This is a genomic window from Mycobacterium shigaense, from assembly GCF_002356315.1.
In the GTDB taxonomy this organism is placed as follows: domain Bacteria; phylum Actinomycetota; class Actinomycetes; order Mycobacteriales; family Mycobacteriaceae; genus Mycobacterium; species Mycobacterium shigaense.
Map to the genome: position 1 here is coordinate 2,807,850 of NZ_AP018164.1, position 19,450 is coordinate 2,827,299.

General features: G+C 67.9%; 20 protein-coding genes and 2 pseudogenes. 10 read left to right on the top strand and 12 right to left on the bottom strand.

The genetic code is table 11. The features are described from left to right. Window positions 1-31: 31 nt before the first annotated feature. The gene (locus tag MSG_RS13045) at window positions 32-943 is read right to left on the bottom strand and encodes an undecaprenyl-diphosphate phosphatase (RefSeq protein ID WP_096440180.1); all 912 of its coding nucleotides are present in this window, start codon (window positions 941-943) and stop codon (window positions 32-34) included. An 81-nt stretch (window positions 944-1,024) separates the two neighbouring features. Here MSG_RS13045 and MSG_RS13050 point away from each other — a divergent pair, with 81 nt between their 5' ends. Both MSG_RS13050 and MSG_RS13055 read left to right on the top strand, forming a co-directional pair. Beyond that, complete coding sequence (locus MSG_RS13050) at window positions 1,025-2,509, top strand: acetyl-CoA acetyltransferase (RefSeq protein ID WP_096440182.1); 1,485 nt, start codon at window positions 1,025-1,027, stop codon at window positions 2,507-2,509. Between the two features lie 109 nt (window positions 2,510-2,618). After that, window positions 2,619-4,733 carry an NAD-dependent epimerase/dehydratase family protein gene (locus MSG_RS13055; protein ID WP_096440184.1) on the top strand — a complete coding sequence of 705 codons (2,115 nt, stop codon included), beginning with the start codon at window positions 2,619-2,621 and terminating at the stop codon, window positions 4,731-4,733. Between the two features lie 5 nt (window positions 4,734-4,738). Here MSG_RS13055 and MSG_RS13060 read toward each other — a convergent pair. From MSG_RS13060 to MSG_RS13080, 5 genes and pseudogenes are all read right to left on the bottom strand, one after another. Next, a pseudogene (locus MSG_RS13060) lies at window positions 4,739-5,180 on the bottom strand (DUF72 domain-containing protein). Between the two features lie 7 nt (window positions 5,181-5,187). Then, window positions 5,188-5,831, bottom strand: a pseudogene (locus MSG_RS13065) (endonuclease). Window positions 5,832-5,873: 42 nt separating this feature from the next. Next, window positions 5,874-6,206 (bottom strand): TfoX/Sxy family protein, encoded by a 333-nt coding sequence (locus MSG_RS13070; RefSeq protein ID WP_096440186.1) that lies wholly within the window; start codon window positions 6,204-6,206, stop codon window positions 5,874-5,876. 86 nt (window positions 6,207-6,292) lie between these two features. Further along, complete coding sequence (gene lon, locus MSG_RS13075; protein WP_096440188.1) at window positions 6,293-8,611, bottom strand: endopeptidase La; 2,319 nt, start codon at window positions 8,609-8,611, stop codon at window positions 6,293-6,295. Between the two features lie 70 nt (window positions 8,612-8,681). After that, complete coding sequence (locus tag MSG_RS13080; protein ID WP_308737785.1) at window positions 8,682-9,356, bottom strand: sulfite exporter TauE/SafE family protein; 675 nt, start codon at window positions 9,354-9,356, stop codon at window positions 8,682-8,684. Window positions 9,357-9,598: 242 nt separating this feature from the next. On the opposite strand from MSG_RS13080, the gene MSG_RS13085 reads away from it, so the two are divergent. Continuing rightward, complete coding sequence (locus MSG_RS13085; protein ID WP_096440190.1) at window positions 9,599-10,372, top strand: AraC family transcriptional regulator; 774 nt, start codon at window positions 9,599-9,601, stop codon at window positions 10,370-10,372. Here MSG_RS13085 and MSG_RS13090 read toward each other — a convergent pair. Then, the gene (locus tag MSG_RS13090; RefSeq protein ID WP_096440192.1) at window positions 10,361-10,912 is read right to left on the bottom strand and encodes a CGNR zinc finger domain-containing protein; all 552 of its coding nucleotides are present in this window, start codon (window positions 10,910-10,912) and stop codon (window positions 10,361-10,363) included. The two genes, MSG_RS13085 and MSG_RS13090, sit on opposite strands and share 12 nt — an antisense overlap. A 159-nt stretch (window positions 10,913-11,071) precedes the next feature. On the opposite strand from MSG_RS13090, the gene MSG_RS13095 reads away from it, so the two are divergent. Next, entirely contained in the window at window positions 11,072-11,284 is a 213-nt protein-coding gene (locus MSG_RS13095) for a hypothetical protein (RefSeq protein WP_096440194.1), read from the top strand. Here the strand turns inward: MSG_RS13095 and MSG_RS13100 are convergent. Then, window positions 11,281-12,519, bottom strand: coding sequence for an alpha-hydroxy acid oxidase (locus MSG_RS13100; protein ID WP_096440196.1), 1,239 nt, complete (start codon window positions 12,517-12,519; stop codon window positions 11,281-11,283). The two genes, MSG_RS13095 and MSG_RS13100, sit on opposite strands and share 4 nt — an antisense overlap. Before the next feature lie 18 nt (window positions 12,520-12,537). On the opposite strand from MSG_RS13100, the gene MSG_RS13105 reads away from it, so the two are divergent. Beyond that, a complete protein-coding gene (locus MSG_RS13105) occupies window positions 12,538-12,972 on the top strand; it encodes a DUF1810 domain-containing protein (protein ID WP_096440198.1) in 435 nt (144 codons plus the stop codon). Here the strand turns inward: MSG_RS13105 and MSG_RS13110 are convergent. From MSG_RS13110 to MSG_RS13120, 3 genes are read right to left on the bottom strand one after another with little or no spacing between them, the layout of a single operon-like run. Then, window positions 12,969-14,282, bottom strand: a complete 1,314-nt coding sequence (locus tag MSG_RS13110) for an alpha-amylase family protein (RefSeq protein WP_096440200.1) — start codon at window positions 14,280-14,282, stop codon at window positions 12,969-12,971. The genes MSG_RS13105 and MSG_RS13110 overlap by 4 nt on opposite strands. A gap of 10 nt (window positions 14,283-14,292) precedes the next feature. Continuing rightward, on the bottom strand, window positions 14,293-14,829 hold the full coding sequence (locus MSG_RS13115) for an alkyl hydroperoxide reductase (RefSeq protein ID WP_096440202.1): 537 nt from the start codon (window positions 14,827-14,829) through the stop codon (window positions 14,293-14,295). A gap of 25 nt (window positions 14,830-14,854) precedes the next feature. Beyond that, window positions 14,855-15,442 carry a peroxiredoxin gene (locus MSG_RS13120; protein WP_096440204.1) on the bottom strand — a complete coding sequence of 196 codons (588 nt, stop codon included), beginning with the start codon at window positions 15,440-15,442 and terminating at the stop codon, window positions 14,855-14,857. 103 nt (window positions 15,443-15,545) lie between these two features. Between MSG_RS13120 and MSG_RS13125 the strand changes: the two genes are divergently transcribed. The 4 genes from MSG_RS13125 to MSG_RS13140 are packed head-to-tail and all read left to right on the top strand — an operon-like array spanning window position 15,546 to window position 18,448. Next, window positions 15,546-16,508 (top strand): hydrogen peroxide-inducible genes activator, encoded by a 963-nt coding sequence (locus MSG_RS13125; RefSeq protein ID WP_096440206.1) that lies wholly within the window; start codon window positions 15,546-15,548, stop codon window positions 16,506-16,508. A gap of 9 nt (window positions 16,509-16,517) precedes the next feature. Then, a complete protein-coding gene (locus MSG_RS13130; protein WP_096440207.1) occupies window positions 16,518-17,219 on the top strand; it encodes a hypothetical protein in 702 nt (233 codons plus the stop codon). 10 nt (window positions 17,220-17,229) lie between these two features. Continuing rightward, window positions 17,230-17,673: a PPOX class F420-dependent oxidoreductase gene (locus MSG_RS13135; RefSeq protein ID WP_096440209.1), complete on the top strand. Its 444-nt coding sequence runs from the start codon at window positions 17,230-17,232 to the stop codon at window positions 17,671-17,673. A 16-nt stretch (window positions 17,674-17,689) separates the two neighbouring features. Continuing rightward, window positions 17,690-18,448: an enoyl-CoA hydratase/isomerase family protein gene (locus MSG_RS13140; RefSeq protein WP_096440211.1), complete on the top strand. Its 759-nt coding sequence runs from the start codon at window positions 17,690-17,692 to the stop codon at window positions 18,446-18,448. Window positions 18,449-18,479: 31 nt separating this feature from the next. On the opposite strand, the gene MSG_RS13145 is transcribed toward MSG_RS13140, so the two are convergent. Beyond that, window positions 18,480-18,671, bottom strand: a complete 192-nt coding sequence (locus MSG_RS13145; protein ID WP_096444450.1) for a (2Fe-2S)-binding protein — start codon at window positions 18,669-18,671, stop codon at window positions 18,480-18,482. 252 nt (window positions 18,672-18,923) lie between these two features. On the opposite strand from MSG_RS13145, the gene bfr reads away from it, so the two are divergent. Further along, window positions 18,924-19,412, top strand: a complete 489-nt coding sequence (gene bfr / locus MSG_RS13150) for a bacterioferritin (protein ID WP_096440213.1) — start codon at window positions 18,924-18,926, stop codon at window positions 19,410-19,412. The last annotated feature ends 38 nt before the right edge of the window (window positions 19,413-19,450 follow it).

A 19,450-nucleotide genomic window follows, 5' to 3' on the forward strand; every position in this document is an offset into this window, starting at 1 on the left:
CTTCCGGTTCGCGCAGGCAACGAGCTCCGACCTAGTGCAGCGTCAGCCAGGCCAGGCTGGCCGCCCCGACCACCGCGCAGTAGATGGCGAAGGGTGTCAGCGTGCGGGTTTCGAAGTACCGGGTGAGGAAGCGCACGGCGAGGTAGGCGCAAATGAAGGAGGCGATGCTGCCCGCCAGCACCTGGCCGCCTATCCCGCTGCCCAGCGGGCCGAACAGATCCGGGATCTTGTACACACCGGCGGCCAGGATGATCGGCGTCGCCAGCAAGAAGGAGAAGCGGGCGGCGTCTTCGTGCGACAAGCCGCGCCACAGACCGGCGACGATCGTGATGCCGGAACGGCTGATGCCGGGCAGCAGCGCCAGGATCTGGGCGGCGCCGATCAGCACCCCCCGGCCGACGGGCAGCTGGGCGAGCCGGTTGTCGACCGCCTCGCCGGTGTGCCCGACGGGGGCGCCGACCGGTTCGGGGACCGCGGCCGCGGCGCGACGGCGCAGCACCTCGCCGGCATACAGCGCAATCCCATTGAGCAGCAAGAAGATGGCCGCCGGGACCGGCTTGCCCAGCGTCGTGCGAAAGAGCTTCTCCAGGAACAGCCCCGCCAGGCCCACCGGGATGGTGCCGCCCACCAGCAGCCAGGCCAGGCGCTCGTTGGACGTCCGGATCCGGCGATGGCGCACCGAGGAGAAGAGGCCGGTCAGGACGCGCAGCCAGTCCCGCCAGAAGAACACCAGCAGGGCCGCCGCGGTGGCGACGTGTAGCCCCACGATGAACGCCAGGTAGGGCGACTGGGGCGCGGAGACGTTGAGGTCTTGGGCCCATTGGCCGCCGACCAGCGCGGGCACCAGGATCGCGTGTCCCAGGCTGGAGACGGGGAACAGCTCGGTGACCCCCTGGGCGGCGCCGACGATGACGGCCTCGACGTAGCTCAAATGTGCGTTCATTCGTCGAAAGTCTCCATCCCTCTTGGCCCTAGGCGCTGTCCACCGCCGAGCGTGACACTAGCGTCACGCTAGGTTCGTCGTATGCCGCTGGACCCCAGGACGCCGGTGCTGATCGGCTACGGCCAGGTCAACCACCGAGACGCGATCGACCCGGACACGCGATCCGTCGAACCGGTCGACCTCATGGTCGCCGCCGCCCGCCCGGCCGCCGATTCCCGGGTTTTCGAGGCGGTGGACTCGATCCGGGTGGTCAACATGCTCTCGGCGCACTACCGGGACCCCGGGCTGTTGCTGGGCCAGCGCCTCGGCGCCTCCGATTTCACCACGCGGTACAGCCCGGTCGGCGGCAACGTGCCGCAGTCGCTGCTCAACCAGGCGTGCCTGGACATCCAGCGGGGCCGCGCCGGGGTGGTGTTGCTGGCCGGCGCGGAGACCTGGCGCACCAGGACCAGCCTGAAGAAGCTGGGCGCCAGGCTGACCTGGACCGCGCAGGACGACTCCGTCCCGTTGGCCGAGGTGAGCGGCGAGGACGTGCCGATGGCCGGCGACGCGGAGCTCCGGATCAAACTGGACCGGCCCGCGTTCGTCTACCCGCTATTCGAGCAATCGCTGCGCATCGCGTCCGACGAGGCGATCGACGACCACCGCACGCGTATCAGCGAGTTGTGGGCGCGCTTTGCCGCCGTCGCCGTCGACAACCCGCACGCCTGGATCCGCAAACCGGTCACCGCCGAGGAGATCGCGCGGGCCGGGCCGCAGAACCGGATGATCAGCTGGCCCTACACCAAGCTGATGAATTCCAACAACATGGTCGACCAGGGCGCGGCGCTGATCGTGGCCTCCGTCGAACAGGCGCAGCGCCTGCGGATCCCGGCCGAGCGCTGGGTTTTCCCGCACGCGGGCACCGACTCCCACGACACTTCGGCGATCGCCGAGCGCGAGGAGCTGCACCGCTCGCCGGCCATCCGGATCGGCGGCGCGCGGGCCCTGCAGCTGGCCGGCCTGGGCATCGACGACGTCGACTACGTCGACCTGTACTCGTGCTTCCCGATCGCGGTGCAGGCGGCGGCGGCCGAACTCGGCTTGGCCGTCGACGAGCCCGCGCGCCCGCTGACCGTCACCGGCGGCCTGACCTTCGCAGGCGGCCCGTGGAACAACTACGTCATGCATTCGATCGCCACCACGGCCGAGCTGCTGGTGGCCAACCCCGGCCGCCGCGCGCTGGTCAGCGCCAACGGCGGTTACCTCACCAAGCACAGCTTCGGCGTGTACAGCACCGAGCCCCCAACCGAATTTCGTTGGGAGAACGTGCAATCGGCGGTCGATCGGGAGCCTACCCGGGACGGGCTGGTGGAGTGGGAGGGCGTCGGGACCGTCGAGGCATGGACGACGCCGTTCGACCGCGACGGGCGGCCGGAGAAGGCCTTCTTGGCTGTGCGCACACCCGACGGTTCCCGCACCCTGGCCGTGATCGCCGACCCCGCCGCGGCCGCGGCGACGGTCAGCGAGGACATCGGCGGCGCCAAGGTTGCCGTCGCCGCCGACGGCAGCGCCGCGCTGCGCTGATAGCTCAGAAGTATCGGCCCAGCTCACGTGATCTCGGGGGCCTAGCGGTCGCGCGATTGGCACGAGCTTGCCTATTGTCGAAGATGGACGTTGGGGGAGGTGAGCCCAGGTGCACATCCTGGTTACCGACGCCACCGGCACCGTCGGGCGGCTGGTCGCAAGGCAGCTGATTGCTGCCGGGCACACGGTCAGCGGCATTGCCGAGTTTCCCCACGCCTGCCTGGACGCAGGCGTCGATTTTGTGCGGGCCCCGCTGACCGACCCGGTTCTGCAGCAGCTGGCCGACGAATCCGATGCGGTCGTCCATCTCGCCCCGGTGGACTCGACGGCTCCCGGCAGCGCCGGCGTCGACGGTGTCGTGCGCGTGACGCATGCCGCGGCCCGCGCCGGCGCGCGCCTGCTGTTCGTCAGCCAGGCCGCCGGCGCGCCCGACGTCTACGAACCGGCCGAGGACCTGGTATCGACCAGTTGGGGGCCCAGCCTGATCGTCCGGATCGCGCCCCCGGTCGGTCGACAGCTCGACTGGATGGTGTGCCGCACCCTGGCAACGTTGCTGCGCGCCAAGGTTTCCGAGCAGCCGATACGGGTGCTGCATCTGGACGACCTGGTGCGCTTCCTGGTCCATGCGCTCGACACCGATCGCACCGGAATCGTGGATCTGACCACCCCGGACACCATCAACGTGATCACGGCATGGCGGCTACTGCGATCGGTGACCCCGCGCTCCCGCCTGCATCGCATACCCAGCTGGCCGCGTCCGTTCCCCGACCTGGACACCACTGCCGCACAAGAGGATTGGGCTTTCGAATTCGGTTGGAAGGCGGTCGAAGCGGTGGGCGACACCGCCCGCGGACTCATCGGCCGCAGGGCCGGGCCCGCCGGGGCGACGGAGCACGGCGGCCGGCTGCCGATCCCGATCGAGGTCCCGCCGCGCCCGGGGGCATCGTCCGAGCTGCGCAGCGCGGCACCCGAAGGCCTGGAAGGCGAATTCGACGACCGCATCGATCCGCGGTTCCCCGTCTTCAGCGCCGCCGGCCTCGCCGAAGCACTACCCGGGCCGTTGACCCCGATCACGCTGGACGTGCAGATGGGCGGCCTGCGCGCCGCCAACCACGCGATGGGCCAGGTGCTGGCACTGGGCGGCGTCGTCGGCGACGAGTGGGGGAGCCGGGCCATCGCGGCGTTCGGTCACCGACCCTACGTCGGGGTGTCGACCAATGTCGTCGCGGCCGCCCAACTACCCGGTTGGGACGAAAAGTCCATCGTACAAACGGCTTTAGTCGACCAACCGCAGGTCGGGGACCTGTTGCCGTTCGGGCAGCCCCGACTGGCCGAGGGACCGCTCGGCTCGCTCGCCAAAGCGGTCGTCGCGGCGCGATCGCTGGGACTGTTGCGTCATCTGCGGGCCGACACCAGGGCCTACACCGCGGCGGCGTTCGCCGAACACGCCGATCCGCTCCAGCTTGGCCTGCTTTCGGAGGCCAGCCTGGGCGTGCGGATTCGCTTGTTGCGCGACCGGATACATCAGGGCTGGATGCTCACGGCGCTGTGGTTGATCGACACCGGCATCACCGCCGCGGCACTCGAGCCCACCGGCGCCGGGACCCGGGTTCCCGGCGTGGGCATGATCATGCAAAGCACCCACGTCGAAGCGGAACTCACCGGCCTTGCAACCGTTTTACGCGACGATCCGACGTTGGCCGCCCTGGCCGACGAAGGCAACCTCGCGAGTATCCGCGCGTTGTCACCCCCGACCGCCCGTCTCGTCGACGCCGCAATCGGCCGGATCGGGCACCGCGGACCGAGTGAGGGCGAGCTGGCGAGTCCGACATTCAGCGATAACCCGCGGATGCTGCTGACGGCGGCCGCCGAAGCCGCGGCAGCTCCCGCCCGGCCGACGCCGCCGCCGAGTCTGGCCCAGCGCATTGTCACCAACGCCCGCGTGTCCCGGGAGCTGGCCCACGATACGACGCAGCGCTTCACACACGAACTCCGAATGACTTTGCGCGAGTTGGGTTCCCGTTGGGCCGCGGCGGATCTGATCGATGTCGTCGATGATGTGCACTACCTGACGTGCGACGAATTGGTCACCGTGCCGGCCGACGCGCGGTTGCGGATCAAGCGGCGCCGCACCGAGCGGGAACGATTGCAGGCACACCACCCGCCGGAGGTCATCGACCGCGCCTGGACGGCCGTCGACGAGGGCGACGCCGTCACCGACTAGCCTGCTCAGCGCAGAAGTTCCTTCAGGCAGAGTGCATTTCGGACCGCGTGGCCGCCCAGGTCGTTGTTGAAATACATCCACACGTTTTTCCCTCGGCGTCCCAGGCCGTGATGCGGTCGGCCCAGCGGCGCAATTCGTCGTCCGAGTACGACCCGGTGTACATCGCGTCGCCGGCCAGCCCGTGCATGCGGGCATAAACCAGATCGGTGGTGGCCCGCGCAATGCAGGCCAGCCCTTCGCCGCTCATCACCACATAGGCGGCGCGGTGGTGCTCCAGCAGCTGGTAGACGGCCGAGTCGTCCCACGACGGGTGCCGCAGCTCCACGGCGACCCGGATCGACGCCGGCACGAGCTGGCCAACCGCTGTGCAGACGGAGTTCCCGGCGGGTACAGCACGCCCGCCCAGTGGTTGTACGACCAGCCGGAGGTACCGATCCGGATGGTCACCGCGTCGTCAACCGACCACCTGCCGGCGCAGGTCGTCGTCCAGCGAGATGCGGACGAGCGCGGCCGCCAGACGAGCGTTGTTGCGCGGCGACAGCTTGCCGAGCGCCTCGGCGTCGGTCGGCAGGCCCAGTGTCTTGGCGGCGGCCCTGGCGCGATCGTCGAAATAGGGTCGCACCCAGGTCCAGGTGTCTTGAACCTCACGAAGGTAGATGTCGGCGCCGGTATCGCCAATCCCTTTGAATTTCTTCAGCATTCGCTTCGCCGCGGCCACCTCGTGCCGGCTCGACTCGGCGATTTCGCGCAGATCGTCCGAATACTGCTCGTGCACCACCTCCGCCAAGGCGATCAGGCGAGTCGCGGAGCTCTCGTCATAGCGGACGTATGGGCGCGGCCGAAGGCGCCGATCATGGTGCACCGCTCGGCGGCCAGCACCGCCTCGGGTGTACGCAGGCCCGCTTTGAACACCTCGCGCGCGGCGCGCGTGGCGATGGCGGCATCGATGGGCTTGCTGGCGAGCATGCACAACATGAGCAGCTGGAACAGGGGCATCGGCTTGTCGTTGACGCGTATCCCGGCCTCGTCCGCGTATGTGGTGCCGGCGACCTTGAGGACGCGTCGCACCAGCTTTTGAAGCTCGCCGGACTTGCTCATGCCTTGGCAAATACCCCCGCGGCAAACCGGCAAACTTGCCGGCTACTTCGGCGGCAGCGTGTCGACGTAGCCGACACCCTGGGCGATCCAACTCTCAAGCTGGCGTGTGGTTTTCACACCCGCGCCGTCGACGCGCAACCAGCCGCGAGTCTCGCGGCCGGCCATCACCATCGGGCTCACGTGTGCGCGCTTGAGCAGCCTGGCGGTGTCGTCGGGGGGCACCCGCACCATCAGCCCGCCCTTGCCGCTGACCGCGACTGCCATGTGCCCGCGGATGAGAAACGCCAGGCTGCCGAACATTGCCTTCTCGTCCACGCCGCGTAGCTGCGCGAGCAACTCGCGTACCCGGTTCGCCAGGTCCTCGTCGTAGGCCATGTGCCGACAGTAACGCCGTCCACCGACCGGCCGCACGACACGGGTGCGCGCCGAGCGTGACACCAGGGCCACGTTCGCGGCAGGCCTCAGGCGGCCACGGTCGCCGGTTCGGCCACCGCTTCCAGCGCCTGCGCCACGATGTCGGCGACGTCGGTCATCGGCTTGACCGTCAGCGCATCGAGGACCTCCGCCGGCACGTCGTCCAGGTCCGGCTCATTGCGAATCGGGATGAACACCGTTGACAATCCTGCCCGTTGGGCCGCCAGCAGCTTCTGCTTGACACCGCCGATGGGCAGCACCCGACCGTTCAGCGTGACCTCGCCGGTCATGCCGACGTCGGAGCGCACCTGACGCCCGGTGGCCATCGACACCAGCGCGGTGACCATCGTGACACCCGCCGACGGGCCGTCCTTGGGCACCGCGCCCGCGGGCACGTGCACGTGGATGCGCTGGTCCAGTGCCTTGGGGTCGACACCCAGCTCGGCGGCGTGTGAGCGCACATAGGACAGCGCGATCTGCGCCGATTCCTTCATCACGTCACCCAGTTGCCCGGTCAGTTGCAAACCCGGCTCACCGTCGGTCGCCCCGGCCTCGATGTAGAGCACATCGCCGCCCAAGCCCGTCACGGCCAGGCCGGTAGCGACTCCGGGCACCGCGGTGCGTTCGGCCGACTCCGGCGTAAACCGCGGCCTGCCAAGGTAATCCACCAGATCGGGCTCGTCGATCGTCACCGGTTCGTCGGCGATCTTCGTCGTCACCTTCCGCAGCGCCTTGGCCAGCAGCCGCTCGAACTGCCGCACGCCCGGCTCGCGGGTGTAGTCGGCGGCGATCTTGCGCAGCGCCGCGTCGGTCACGGTGACCTCGTCATCGTTCAGCGCCGCCCGGTCCCGCTGGCGAGGCAGCAGGTAATCCCGGGCGATGGCCACCTTGTCATCCTCGGTGTAGCCGTCGATCTGAACCAGCTCCATGCGGTCCAGCAGCGCCGACGGGATGTTCTCGATCACGTTGGCGGTGGCCAGGAACACGACATCGGACAGGTCCAGATCCAGGTCCAGGTAGTGGTCGCGGAAGGTGTGGTTCTGCGCCGGGTCCAGCACCTCGAGCAGGGCAGCGCTCGGGTCGCCCCGATAGTCTGAGCCGACCTTGTCGATTTCGTCCAGCAGCACAACGGGATTCATCGATCCCGCCTCGCCGATGGCACGCACGATGCGGCCCGGCAGCGCGCCGACGTAGGTGCGCCGGTGCCCGCGGATCTCGGCCTCGTCACGCACACCGCCCAGGGCGACACGCACGAATTTGCGGCCCAGCGCCCGCGCCACACTCTCGCCCAGCGAAGTCTTGCCGACGCCGGGGGGACCGGCCAACACCATCACCGCGCCGGAGCCACGGCCGCCGACGACCTGCAGGCCGCGCTGCGCGCGGCGGGTCCGCACGGCCAGGTATTCGACGATGCGGTCCTTGACGTCGTCCAGTCCGTGGTGATCGGCGTCCAGGATCTCCCTGGCGGCGGCCAGGTCGGTCGAGTCCTCGGTGCGGATGTTCCACGGCAGGTCCAGCACGGTGTCCAGCCAGGTGCGGATCCAGCCGCTTTCCGGGCTTTGGTCGCTGGCCCGTTCCAGCTTGCCGACCTCGCGCAGCGCGGCCTCGCCCACCTTCTGGGGCAGCTCGGCAGCCTCGACACGGGCCCGGTAGTCGTCGGACCCATCGGGCTCACCCTCGCCCAGCTCCTTGCGGATGGCGGCCAGCTGTTGGCGCAGCAGGAATTCCTTTTGCGTCTTCTCCATGCCGTCGCGGACGTCCTCGGCGATCTTGTCGTTGACCTCGACCTCGGCAAGGTGTGAGCCGGTCCAGTCGATCAGGACGCGCAGCCGCTCGGCGACATCGGTGGTCTCCAGCAGCTCCCGCTTCTGCACGTCGGTCAGGTACGACGCGTACCCGGAGGTGTCGGCCAGCGCCGACGGATCGGTCAGGCTGTTGACGTAGTCGATGATCTGCCAGGCCTCGCGGCGCTGCAACATGGCCAGCAGCAGCTTCTTGTACTCGGCCGCCAGGCCCTTGACCTCGTCGGTCGGCGCGGCCTCGGGGACCTCGGTCACCTCGACCCACAGGGCCGTCCCGGGCCCGGACGCCCCCGTCCCGATCTGCGCCCGGCGTTCACCGCGCACCACGGCAGCGGTGCCACCACCGCCGGCGATGCGCCCGACCTGCAGAATCTTCGCGATCACGCCGTGCGAGGGGTAGCGGTCCTCAAGTCGCGGGGCGATCAGCAGTTCCCCGGATTCGCTCGCCTGGGCCGCGTCGATGGCGGCGCGGGCGGCCTCGTCCAACGCGATCGGCACGACCATCCCGGGCAACACGATCGAGTCGGTCACGAACAACACGGGAACTGATTTGGCTTCAGACATCTCTTCTCCAAAGGTTTAGTCTGATGCGCTCAACCTTGATCGAGTCCAGTTTGTTCCCGCAGCCATGGAGTCAGCCCGCCGTTGTCGCCACCATGGCGACCAGGATGACCCCGAGCAGGATCAGGTAAGCGGCGGCGTGGACGCGGTCGGGAATCTTGCGTCCGGCCAGGATGCGCTTGGTGAGCGTGATCGCGGGAACCGAGCCGGCGAGCAGGGCGGCCGCGGCGGTGAGGCCGACGTAGCCGAGCTGACCGGCATGGGCGGCCGCCGGCGGGGCGAGCGCGTAAACGGCGGTCCCGACCACTGCGACGGGCAGGCTGAGCGGGTTGGCCAGCGCCGTGGCGTCGGCCATGGCAACGCCCTTGCGCCGCATCAGGGGAACGGTGATGACGCTGCCGCCAATGCCGAGAAAGCTTGCGAAGGAACCGATTCCGATTCCGGCGAACGTCGACGTCATGCGGCTCAACGGTTGTGGGGCGACCGTGGCGCTCGTGTTGGTCAGAAAGCCCTTGCGGATGACGCTGTCGACGATGATCGCGGCGATGTAGGCGACGAACAGTATGTGCAGCAGGCTCTCCGGCGCCCAGTCAGCCGCGGCCGCCCCCAGCGCCGCCCCGACTCCGATGAATCCCGTGATCGGCCAGAGGTAGTCGAGGCGCAACAGGCCGAGCCTGGCGCTGGCAACGGTCGCCGATGACGCGTTGACGACCATGATCGCGGTGGACGTCGCGACGGCCGTGTGCATCGCTTGAGCTCCATCAGGGCCTCCGCTGGTGGCCTACACCGCGGCGTAAACGGCCGGAACGGTCACGAAGCCGCCTCCGAAGCCGAAGAGCACGGTCGTCAGCCCGGCGAGGCAGCCGACTACGACCAACAGCGCTATGAATCCGAGCATGTCGCCGACGGTAAGCCCCCCGATCGATGGCGTACAATCGCGGTTCTGCCAGTTACACGTTTATTTGCGACACAACGCGCTAGTCTGAGCGGGTGCGCAACGTGCCACTCGACGACGTCGACGCGATCGACCGCCCGGTGTTGGCAATCGGGACCGACTACCCGGCGAACCATCTTTTGGAATCTCACCGGCACCGCCGCGCCCAGCTGCTCTATGCGGCGACCGGCATCATGCGCGTCGACACGGCCGCGGCCGCGTGGACCGTGCCCACGCAGCGGGCGGTGCTGATTCCGCCTGTTGTCGACCATCAGGTGCTCATGGACGGCGTCAGCACCCGCAGCCTCTACCTCGAGCCGTCGGCGGTCCCGTGGTTCCCCGCCCGCTGCCAGGTGGTGGACGTCTCGCCGCTGCTGCGGGCCCTGCTGCTCGCCGCGGTCGAGCTACCGGCGGACTACGACCCGCACGGCCGCGACGGCGCGCTGGTTGAGCTGATCGTCCATGAGATCCGGTCGCTGACAGCGCTGCCGCTGGACCTGCCCATGCCCGGACGCGACGACTTGCGCGCCGCGTGCCGGGCGTTCGCGCTGGCCCCGAGCATCGAGCAGTCCCCCACGCAGTGGGCCGCCGACCTAAACGTCAGCACCCGAACCTTTAACCGGCTGTTCCGCGCCCAAACGGGCATGACATTTCAGCAATGGCGCCAGCGCGCCTGCGTACTGCACGCTATCCGGCTGCTCTCAGTGGGCACGCCCGTGACGCGGACCGCGACCGAGCTGGGCTACGACACGCCGGCGGCTTTTTCGGCGATGTTCACCCATCAGGTTGGCTCGCCGCCTAAGTCGTTCCAGCACGGGCTAATTGGCTAAGACACGCCGCCGTGCCCGGAAGGCCTGCACCTTGGCCTTATTGCCGCAGGTACTCATTCCGCACCAATGCCGGTTGTGCCCGCGGGAGGAATCGACATAGAGGCGCGTGCATCCCTCGTGCGCGCAACGCTTGACGTTGCCGATGTCATGTCCCGCTAGCAGGTCAACCAGATCGGCGGCCACGCTCGCAAGCAGCTGCGACGCAGTGCCCTCGCGACGTACCGAGCCCGTTCGCAGCAATCGCGGCGTCAGCCGGGGTTGCGCCGCCCGTTGGTTGATCAGCTCGACATCGGCGGCTGGGAGGTGGTGCTGCTCGATCCTGGCGATCGCGATCCGGTAGCCGGCTTCGCGCACTGCGATGGCGGCCGCGAGATCGTCATCGGTCACCCGGAATGCCTCATCCACCAGTCCGGCCTGGACCGCCCACTGCGACAGTCGTTCGGGGCTGCTCAGCAGCTCCTCGGCCTCGGCGCCCCCGCGGCATTTGAACGTGCCGAGAAAGTCCAGGCATAGGCGTCCGCTCACATACGTGAAGGCCATGTAACCACCTTGACAGGTTTCACTGCGTCCTGCAAGATGTAACTAGTTAAGTCGGTTACATAGACCCGGGCGAACGCGGAAGAACCAGCAGACAAGCGCCACCGTCTAAGCCGAGTAAAGGACCGCCTTATCTCGTAGAGAGGTGAAAGGAGCCTCGAAATGATCACGAAAATGGTTGCCGCAACAGCGATCGCCCTCGGCCTGTCGGTGCTCGGCGCAGCCCCGGGCAACGCCGACCCGAGCCACCAGTCGAATCCGCCCGGCCCGAATCCATTCGCCGGTCTCACCTGCGAATGCCAGCCGAAGCCGCCGTTCGCCGTCCCGTTCCAGCCGGAGATCGATCGGGGACTGCAGGCAGCGCTGGCGGGCTAGCCCGTAATCGGGCCTAGCCGGCGTAATTGCGTGACGTGGTGCGGCGCGAGCTCCTCGAGGCAGCTCACGCCGAGCAGTCGCATGGTCCGGGTCAGCCCGCTGTGCAGGATGTCAATCGCGCGATCGACACCCGCCTCGCCCCCGGCCATCAGCCCGTAGAGATAGGCCCGCCCGACGAGCGTGCAACGCGCGCCGAGCGCGATGGCCGCGACGATATCGGCGCCCGACATGATCCCGGTGTCCACCAGGATCTCGGTGTCCCTGCCCAGCTCGCGCGCCACCTCGGGCAGCAGGTGGAAGGGGACCGGGGCCCGGTCGAGTTGGCGCCCGCCGTGATTGGACAAGACGATGCCGTCCACGCCGCGATCGACGACGGCGCGGGCATCGGCGAGCGTCTGGATGCCCTTGACCACGAGCTTGCCCGGCCACTGAGCCTTGATCCACTCCAGGTCGTCGAACGTCAGGCTGGGGTCGAACATCGTGCTCAGGTATTCCGCGACGGTGCCCGGCCAGCGATCCAGCGAAGCAAAGGCCAGCGGTTCGGTGGTCAACAGGTCGAACCACCACTTCGGGTGCGGCACCGCGTCGAGAACGGTGCGCAGCGTCAGCGTCGGCGGGATCGTCATCCCGTTGCGGTTGTCGCGCAGCCGCGCGCCGGGGACGGGGACGTCGACGGTGGCCAGCAGGGTGTCAAAGCCCGCGTCAGCGGCGCGCTGCACCAGGGCTATCGAGCGATCTCGGTCGCGCCACATATAGAGCTGAAACCACTTGCGCCCGTTTGGAACTGCCGTCACCAGGTCTTCGATCGCGCAGGTGCCCAGCGTCGACAGCGAAAACGGTATCCCGGCGCGCCCGGCCGCTCCCGCTCCGGCGATCTCGCCCTCGGTGTGCATCAGCCGGGTGAATCCGGTCGGCGCGATGCCGAACGGCGCCGCGACGGGCCGGCCCAACACCTCCCACCCGGTGTCCACGTTGCTGACGTCCCGCAAAATCGTCGGGTGAAACTCTATGTCGCGGAAGGCTTGTCGCGCACGTTCGAGGGACAGCTCGTCTTCGGCGGCGCCGTCGGTGTAGTCGAACGCGGCCTTGGGGGTGCGGCGCTTGGCGATGCGCCGCAAGTCGTCGATGGTGAACGCCGCCGCCAGGCGGCGCTCGGTCGCACTGAATCGGGGCCGCTTGAATTGCAGCAACGGCGCGAGGTCGCGCATCTTGGGCGCTCGTCGTTTGACTGCCATATGTGCCACCGTAGTCATATGGAGTCGGCGAGCGACCCGTTCGATCTAAACCGCTTCGTCAAGGCGCAGGCCCCGGTGTACGACACGGTCGTGGCGGAGTTGCGGAGCGGCCGAAAGCGCAGCCACTGGATGTGGTTTGTGTTCCCGCAACTGCGCGGGCTCGGCGGCAGCTCGACGGCCGTCCGATACGGCATCGCCTCGCTGCAAGAGGCCCGCGCCTACTTGAGTCACGAGCTGCTGGGCCTGCGGCTGCGGGAGTGCGCTCGGCTGGTCGACGCGGTGCAGGGCCGCTCGGTGGCGGAGATCTTCGGCTCGCCCGACGACCTCAAACTGCGCTCGTCGATGACGCTGTTCGCGCTGGCGACCGACGATGCCCGGGACTTCACCGCGCTGCTCGACAAGTATTACGGCGGCGAGCAGGACCCGCAGACGCTGGCCCGGCTGCGGCTCTAGCCGGGCTGCAGAATCTGCCAGCCGTGCGGCTCGACGACCACCGCGTCGACGATTTCCTGGGGCGGGGCCGACGAACCGGCGAGCACGCGGGCGCGGGCGGTACCCAGCTCCGGCAGCGCCAAGGACAGCGGCTTGTCGTCGATGTTCAGCGCGACCAGCAATGCATCGTCGCCGCGTCGGGTCGTATAGCAGTAGTGGCGGTTGGTCAGCCGCACCGATGTGGTGGTGGCCCCGTGCAGCCACGGGTGGCGCCGGCGGAGCCCGACCAGATACTGGTGCAGGCCCCACACCTTGGCGCCGAAGGCATCTAATGGCATTGGGGGAGAGCCGAACTCGGGACGCACCGCATCGTCACCGCCGTAGCGCTCTTCCTTGACGCCACGGAATCCGAGCTCGTCGCCGGCGTAGATGCTGGGCACGCCGCCGACCGTCAGCAGGACGACCAGCGCGTGGGCTAGGTGATCGGGCCGCTCGAGCCGGCTCGCGATGCGGGTGACGTCATGATTGCCGATGAAGGTCAGCGGCGTGAAGCTGTTCAGCAGCTCGCCGTGCCGCTGCAAGGCCCAATCCAGCTCGAAGAAGTTGCCGTCGTTCAGGCTGCTCCAAATCGCCTTCCACAGCTCGTATTGGGTAGCCGAATCGAATCGGGCCGCCTTGACGACGGCGGCGTAGTCGCCGTGGATGAGCTCGCCGACAAACCACGCGTCTGGGAACTTCTCCCGGACCCGGGGCAGCACGTTCGACCAGAATTCCGGCGGCACGGCGTAAGCCGCGTCCAGCCGCCACCCATCGGCGCCGCGCTGCAGCCAGTGGGTCATCACGTCGGCAACGTAGTCGACCACCCGCGGGTCCTCGTGGTTGAGGGTGATCAGCTCGGCGTGGCCCTCGAAGGTGTGGAATCGGCCGGGGCGTCCGCGAAACCAGCCGGCCGCCTCGGCGCCCTGGGCCGCATCACGGTACTTCTCGAAATCGACGCCGACATGGTTGAACACGCCGTCGAGCAGCACCCGCAGGCCACGACCGTGCGCCTCGGCGACGACGTGGTCGAAATCGTCGCCGTCGCCGAGGCGCGGGTCGATGCGGTAGTGATCGGTGGTGTCATAGCCGTGGGTGCGCGACGCGAAGACCGGGCCCAGCGCAATCCCGGAGGCCCCCAGGGCGATCGCGTGATCGAACCAGTCGACGAGGCGCCGCAGCCTGTGCTCGCTCGCGTCCGGCGGAGCCAACCCCCCGGGCGTGGGAAACGCTCCCACAAAGCCCAAGGGGTACACCTGCCACCAGATCGCGTGCGCTACCCAGGATGCGGTCACGAACCTACGATCAGCCGACTGCAGCCAGTGTCTCGGCGGCGGTAATCGCCTGCGCCACACCGGCAACGATGGATGCCGCCTTCAGCGCTTCCAGAATGACCTCGCGGTCGACACCGGCCTCCCGCAGCGTGTGCTCGTGGGCGACGACGCAGTGCGAACAGCCGTTGATCGACGACACCGCGAACGACCAGAGCTCGAAGTTCGCCTTGTCCACGCCCGGGTTGCCGATGATGTTCATCCGCAGGCCGGGACGCAGGTCGTCGTACTGGCCGTCCAGGAAGCCGCGACCACGGTAGAACACGTTGTTCATGCCCATGATCGCTGCCGCGCCCAACGCGGCCTGATACGCCTCTGCGGACAGGTTGTCAGCGGCCTCGGTACCAATCTCGCTGAGCACCTGAGGGTTTCGCGTCGCCGCGGCGCTGGCCAGCAGCGTGCCCCACAGTTGCTCCTCGCCGAGGACGGTGCTGCGGGCGATCGAGCCAAGGTTGAGCTTGAGGTCCTTGGCGTACTCGGGCAGTGCTTCCTTCAGGTTCTCGATGCTCATCACAACCTCCAGATCAGAGCCGGAATTACGCCGACGCCTTGAGCAGCTCGCCGGCATCCAGCGTCGGGTCGCCCTTGCGCCAGTTGCACGCGCACAGCTCGTCGGACTGCAGGGCGTCGAGTACCCGCAGCACCTCGTCCACGTTACGCCCCACGGATCCGGCGGTCGCCGAGACGAATTGGACCTCGTTGTTGGGATCCACAATGAAGGTCACGCGGTCGGCCACACCGCCGTCGTTGAGCACGCCGGTGGCCAGGGCCAGTTCGCGCTTGATGTCCGAGAGCATCGGGAACGGCAGCTTCTTGAGGTCCTCGTGTTGCACGCGCCACTGGAAGTGGACGAACTCGCTGTCGACGGAGACGCCGAGCACCTGCGCGTCGCGGTCGGCGAACTCGTCGTTCAGCTTGCCGAACGCGGCGATCTCGGTCGGGCAGACGAACGTGAAGTCCTTCGGCCAGAAGAACACGATCCGCCACTTGCCCTCGTAGTCGTCGCTCGAGACGGTCTTGAAGTAGTCTTCGGGCTGCTTTGCGTCGACCTTCGACAGGTCGCCACCGATGAGGCCGGTGAGCTCGTACGCGGGGAATTGATCGCCGATGGTCAGCAACGACATGGCCGCTCCTTATTTGGATTAGTTCAAGTTTAACTGGTCACTCACCATGTTGCCGGGAGCGGCCTCTGAAGTAAAGGTGATATATCGCACTATACTTATTGCTATGACCGATAAGAGTTTTCAGCCCACCCTGGCGGGACTGCGGGCCTTCGTGGCGGTAGCCGAGAAGCACCATTTCGGAAGCGCCGCAGCGACTCTCGCGGTGAGCCAGTCGACCTTGTCGCAGGCCCTGGCCGCGCTAGAGGCCGGTCTTCGCACCCGCCTCGTCGAGCGATCCACCCGGCGTGTCCGCTTGACGCAGGAGGGTGTGCACCTGCTGCCGCTCGCGCAGGCCGTCGTCGCGGCGACGGATGCCTTCAGCGCCGCCGCCGCCGGGACCTCCGATCCGCTGCAGGGCAGCCTGCGACTCGGGCTGATTCCGACCGTCGCGCCCTACGTGCTGCCGAGTGTGTTGGAAGGACTGGCGATTCGCCTGCCGGCGCTGACCCTGCGAGTCGTCGAGGATCAGACCGAACGCCTGCTCGCGGCGCTGCGCGACGGCGGGGTGGACGCGGCGCTGATCGCGTTGCCCGCCGAGGTCGCCGGGATCAGCGAGATACCCATCTACGACGAGGACTTCCTGCTCGCCGTGCCGCCTGGGCATCCGCTGTCGGGCAAGCGCCGGGTGCCGACCTCCGCGTTGGCGGAGTTGCCGCTGCTGCTGTTGGACGAGGGCCACTGCCTGCGCGACCAGGCCCTAGAAATCTGCCAAAAGGCCGGCTTACCAGCAGAACTCGCCGACACGCGGGCCGCGTCGTTGGCGACCGCGGTGCAATGCGTGACCGGCGGATTGGGCGTCACGCTGATACCGCAGAGCGCGGCCCCGGTGGAAGCCGCGCGCAGCCAACTCGGGCTCGCGCATTTCGCGGCTCCCCGCCCCGGTCGGCAAATCGGCCTGGTGTTCCGCTCGTCGAGCGGCCGCGACGAATCCTATCGGCGGCTGGCCGCCGTCATCGGGGAGTCGATCGGCAGTGAACAGCAGGTGCGGTTGGTCAAACAGCGTCACTCGGCGGCGGCCGCCAGTTAGGTTCTGGCTATGGAAAAGGTGATTGCGGTGCTTATGCGTGCCGACACGGATGACGAATGGTGTGCCCGCCAACGAGGTCCGGTCGCAGACAAGCTGTTGGCTCTGGGCCTGCCGGGCCTGGCCGTCAACGTCCGCGACGAGGCCGTGCGAGGCTCGCTGATGACGATGACCGTGCTGGATCCGCCCATCGCCGCGGTGGTCAGCATGTGGACCCAGCAGTGCTATGGCGAACCGATGGCCGCCGCGCTGGACCTGCTCGCCGCCGAGTGTCAGCAGTTGGCCGCCTACTTGGTCACCGAATCCAGCCCACTACCCGGTCCGGATATCGAACCCGGAGCTCGCACAGTCGGTTTCGCGAACGTCGTGCTACTGCGCCGGCCGGCCGAGATGGAGCAGGCGTTCTGGCTGGACCGGTGGCAGCTGCACCAGACATCGGTCGCGATCGAAACGCAGTCGACGTTCGGCTACACCCAGAACTGGGTGGTGCGCACGCTCACTCCAGGGGCCCCGGGAATCTCGGGCATCGTCGAGGAGTTGTTCCCCGCGGAGGCGATTGCCGATTTGCACGCGTTCTTCGGTGCCGCCGACGATGACGACTTGAAGGACCGCGTGGGCCGGATGGTCGCCAGCACCAGCGCGTTCGGCGCCAACGAGAACATCGACTCGGTGGCAACGAGCCGCTATGTGTTCAGGACGCCGTTTCACACGTAAGGGGCCGCAGATGACGACACTGCAAAACGCCGTGGCGCTGGCGGCGACGGAGAGCGGTCTGGCGGTGATCTCGACGGTTCGCGCTGACGGGACCGTGCAGGCCTCGCTGGTGAACGTGGGCCTGTTGCCGCACCCGGCGACGGGGGAGCCGGTGCTGGGTTTCACCACCTACGGCAAGGTCAAGCTCGCCAACTTGCGCGCGCGGCCGCAATTGGCCGTCACTTTCCGCAACGGATGGCAGTGGGCGACGGTCGAGGGGCGCGCCGAGCTGGCCGGCCCGGAGGACAGCCAACCTTGGCTTGCCGACACCGAGCAGTTACGGGTGCTGTTGCGCGACGTGTTCAGCGCCGCGGGCGGAACGCACGACGACTGGGACACCTACGACCGGGTGATGGCCGCCGAGCACCGCGCCGTGGTGTTGATCGCGCCCACCCGCGTCTACAGCAACGGGTGACGTTTAGGCTGCAGCAGTGACGCTGCAGATCGACGACCACAACCGGGTGCGCACGCTGACGCTGAACCGGCCCGAAGCGCTCAACGCCTTCAACGAGGCCCTCTACGACGCCACCGCCGAAGCGTTGCTGGCCGCCGCAGTCGATCCCGAGGTTGCGGTGGTCCTGCTGACCGGGACGGGCCGCGGCTTTTCGGCCGGCACCGACCTCGCCGAAATGCAGGCACGAATCACCGACCCCGACTTCGTCGAGGGCAAGCATGGATTTCGCGGCCTGATCGACGCCCTGAGCGCGTTCCCCAAACCGCTGATCTGCGCCGTGAACGGCGTCGGCGTCGGAATCGGGGCGACCATCCTCGGTTACGCGGATATGGCGTTCATGTCGTCGACGGCGCGGCTGAAGTGCCCGTTCACCAGCCTCGGCGTGGCACCCGAAGCGGCGTCGTCGTACCTGCTGCCGCAACTCGTGGGCCGGCAGAACGCGGCCTGGCTGCTGATGTCCTCGGAGTGGGTCAGCGCCGCCGACGCGCTGCGGATGGGATTGGTGTGGCGGGTCTGCGATCCCGAAGAGCTACTGCCCGAGGCGCGTCGGCACGCGGAAATCCTTGCCTCCCGGCCTATCTCGAGCCTGATGGCAGTCAAGCACACCATGATCGAGCCGGTCCGTCCGGAGATCGCTGCCGCGACCGCGCGGGAGAACGCGCACTTCGCCGAGCTGATGGGCGCCCAAGCCAATGCCGCGGCTCTGGCGTCTTTCGCGGAGCGAAAGCAAAGCTGAATCGCCGGCCGAAAGCAGTACTGATCGAGCCTTAGCGAGACACCGCGGACTCGAGTTCGGCCTCGACTTGTTGTTCGATGATCGCCCGCACGGTGCGCCGGCACCGTCCACAGTCGCCCCCCGCGCCGCAGGCCGCGGCCACCTCTCGGGAGGTGGAGGCGCCGCGGGCCACGCACTCGGCCACGGTGTGGTTGGTAACGCCGACGCACAGACATACGTACATCAGTGCACCCTCCACACGCGCGCGGCAGCCCGGACTGACCTCATATTAGCGGAGTCTAACCTAACTAGATAAGTGGACGCTAACCTAAGTTTCGCCGGCGGACGCCTCATCCGCCACACTGAGCCCAGCCAAACCTTGCTGGAAGATTCCAAACCCGCATGGCAAAGTCAGCTACAGCCAGGCGGCTGCGCCCCGCGCATCCCGCCCGTAGCGGCTCGATACGACCAGCCTTCACACGTATAAGGGAGTGACATGCAAGGGGATCCGGATGTTTTGCGGCTACTCAACGAGCAACTGACCAGCGAGCTGACCGCCATCAACCAATACTTCCTGCACTCCAAGATGCAGGAGAACTGGGGCTTCACCGAGATTGCTGAGCACACCCGCGCGGAGTCGTTCGACGAAATGCGCCACGCCGAGGCCATCACCGACCGCATCCTGCTGCTGGACGGCCTGCCGAACTACCAGCGCCTGTTCTCGCTGCGCATCGGGCAGACGCTGCGCGAGCAATTCGAGGCGGATCTTGCCATCGAGTACGAGGTACTCAACCGCCTCAAGCCCGGCGTCATCACGTGCCGCGCGAAAGAGGACAGCACCAGCGCCTTCCTGCTGGAGAAGATCATCGCCGACGAGGAAAACCACGTCGACTACCTGGAGACCCAGCTGCAACTGATGGACAAGCTGGGTGAGCCGCTGTACTTGGCGCAATGCGTCTCGCGGCCGCCGGGATCCATCGCCTAGTCCCGTCATCGGCGCAACAGACCCGCGGCCAGATTGCC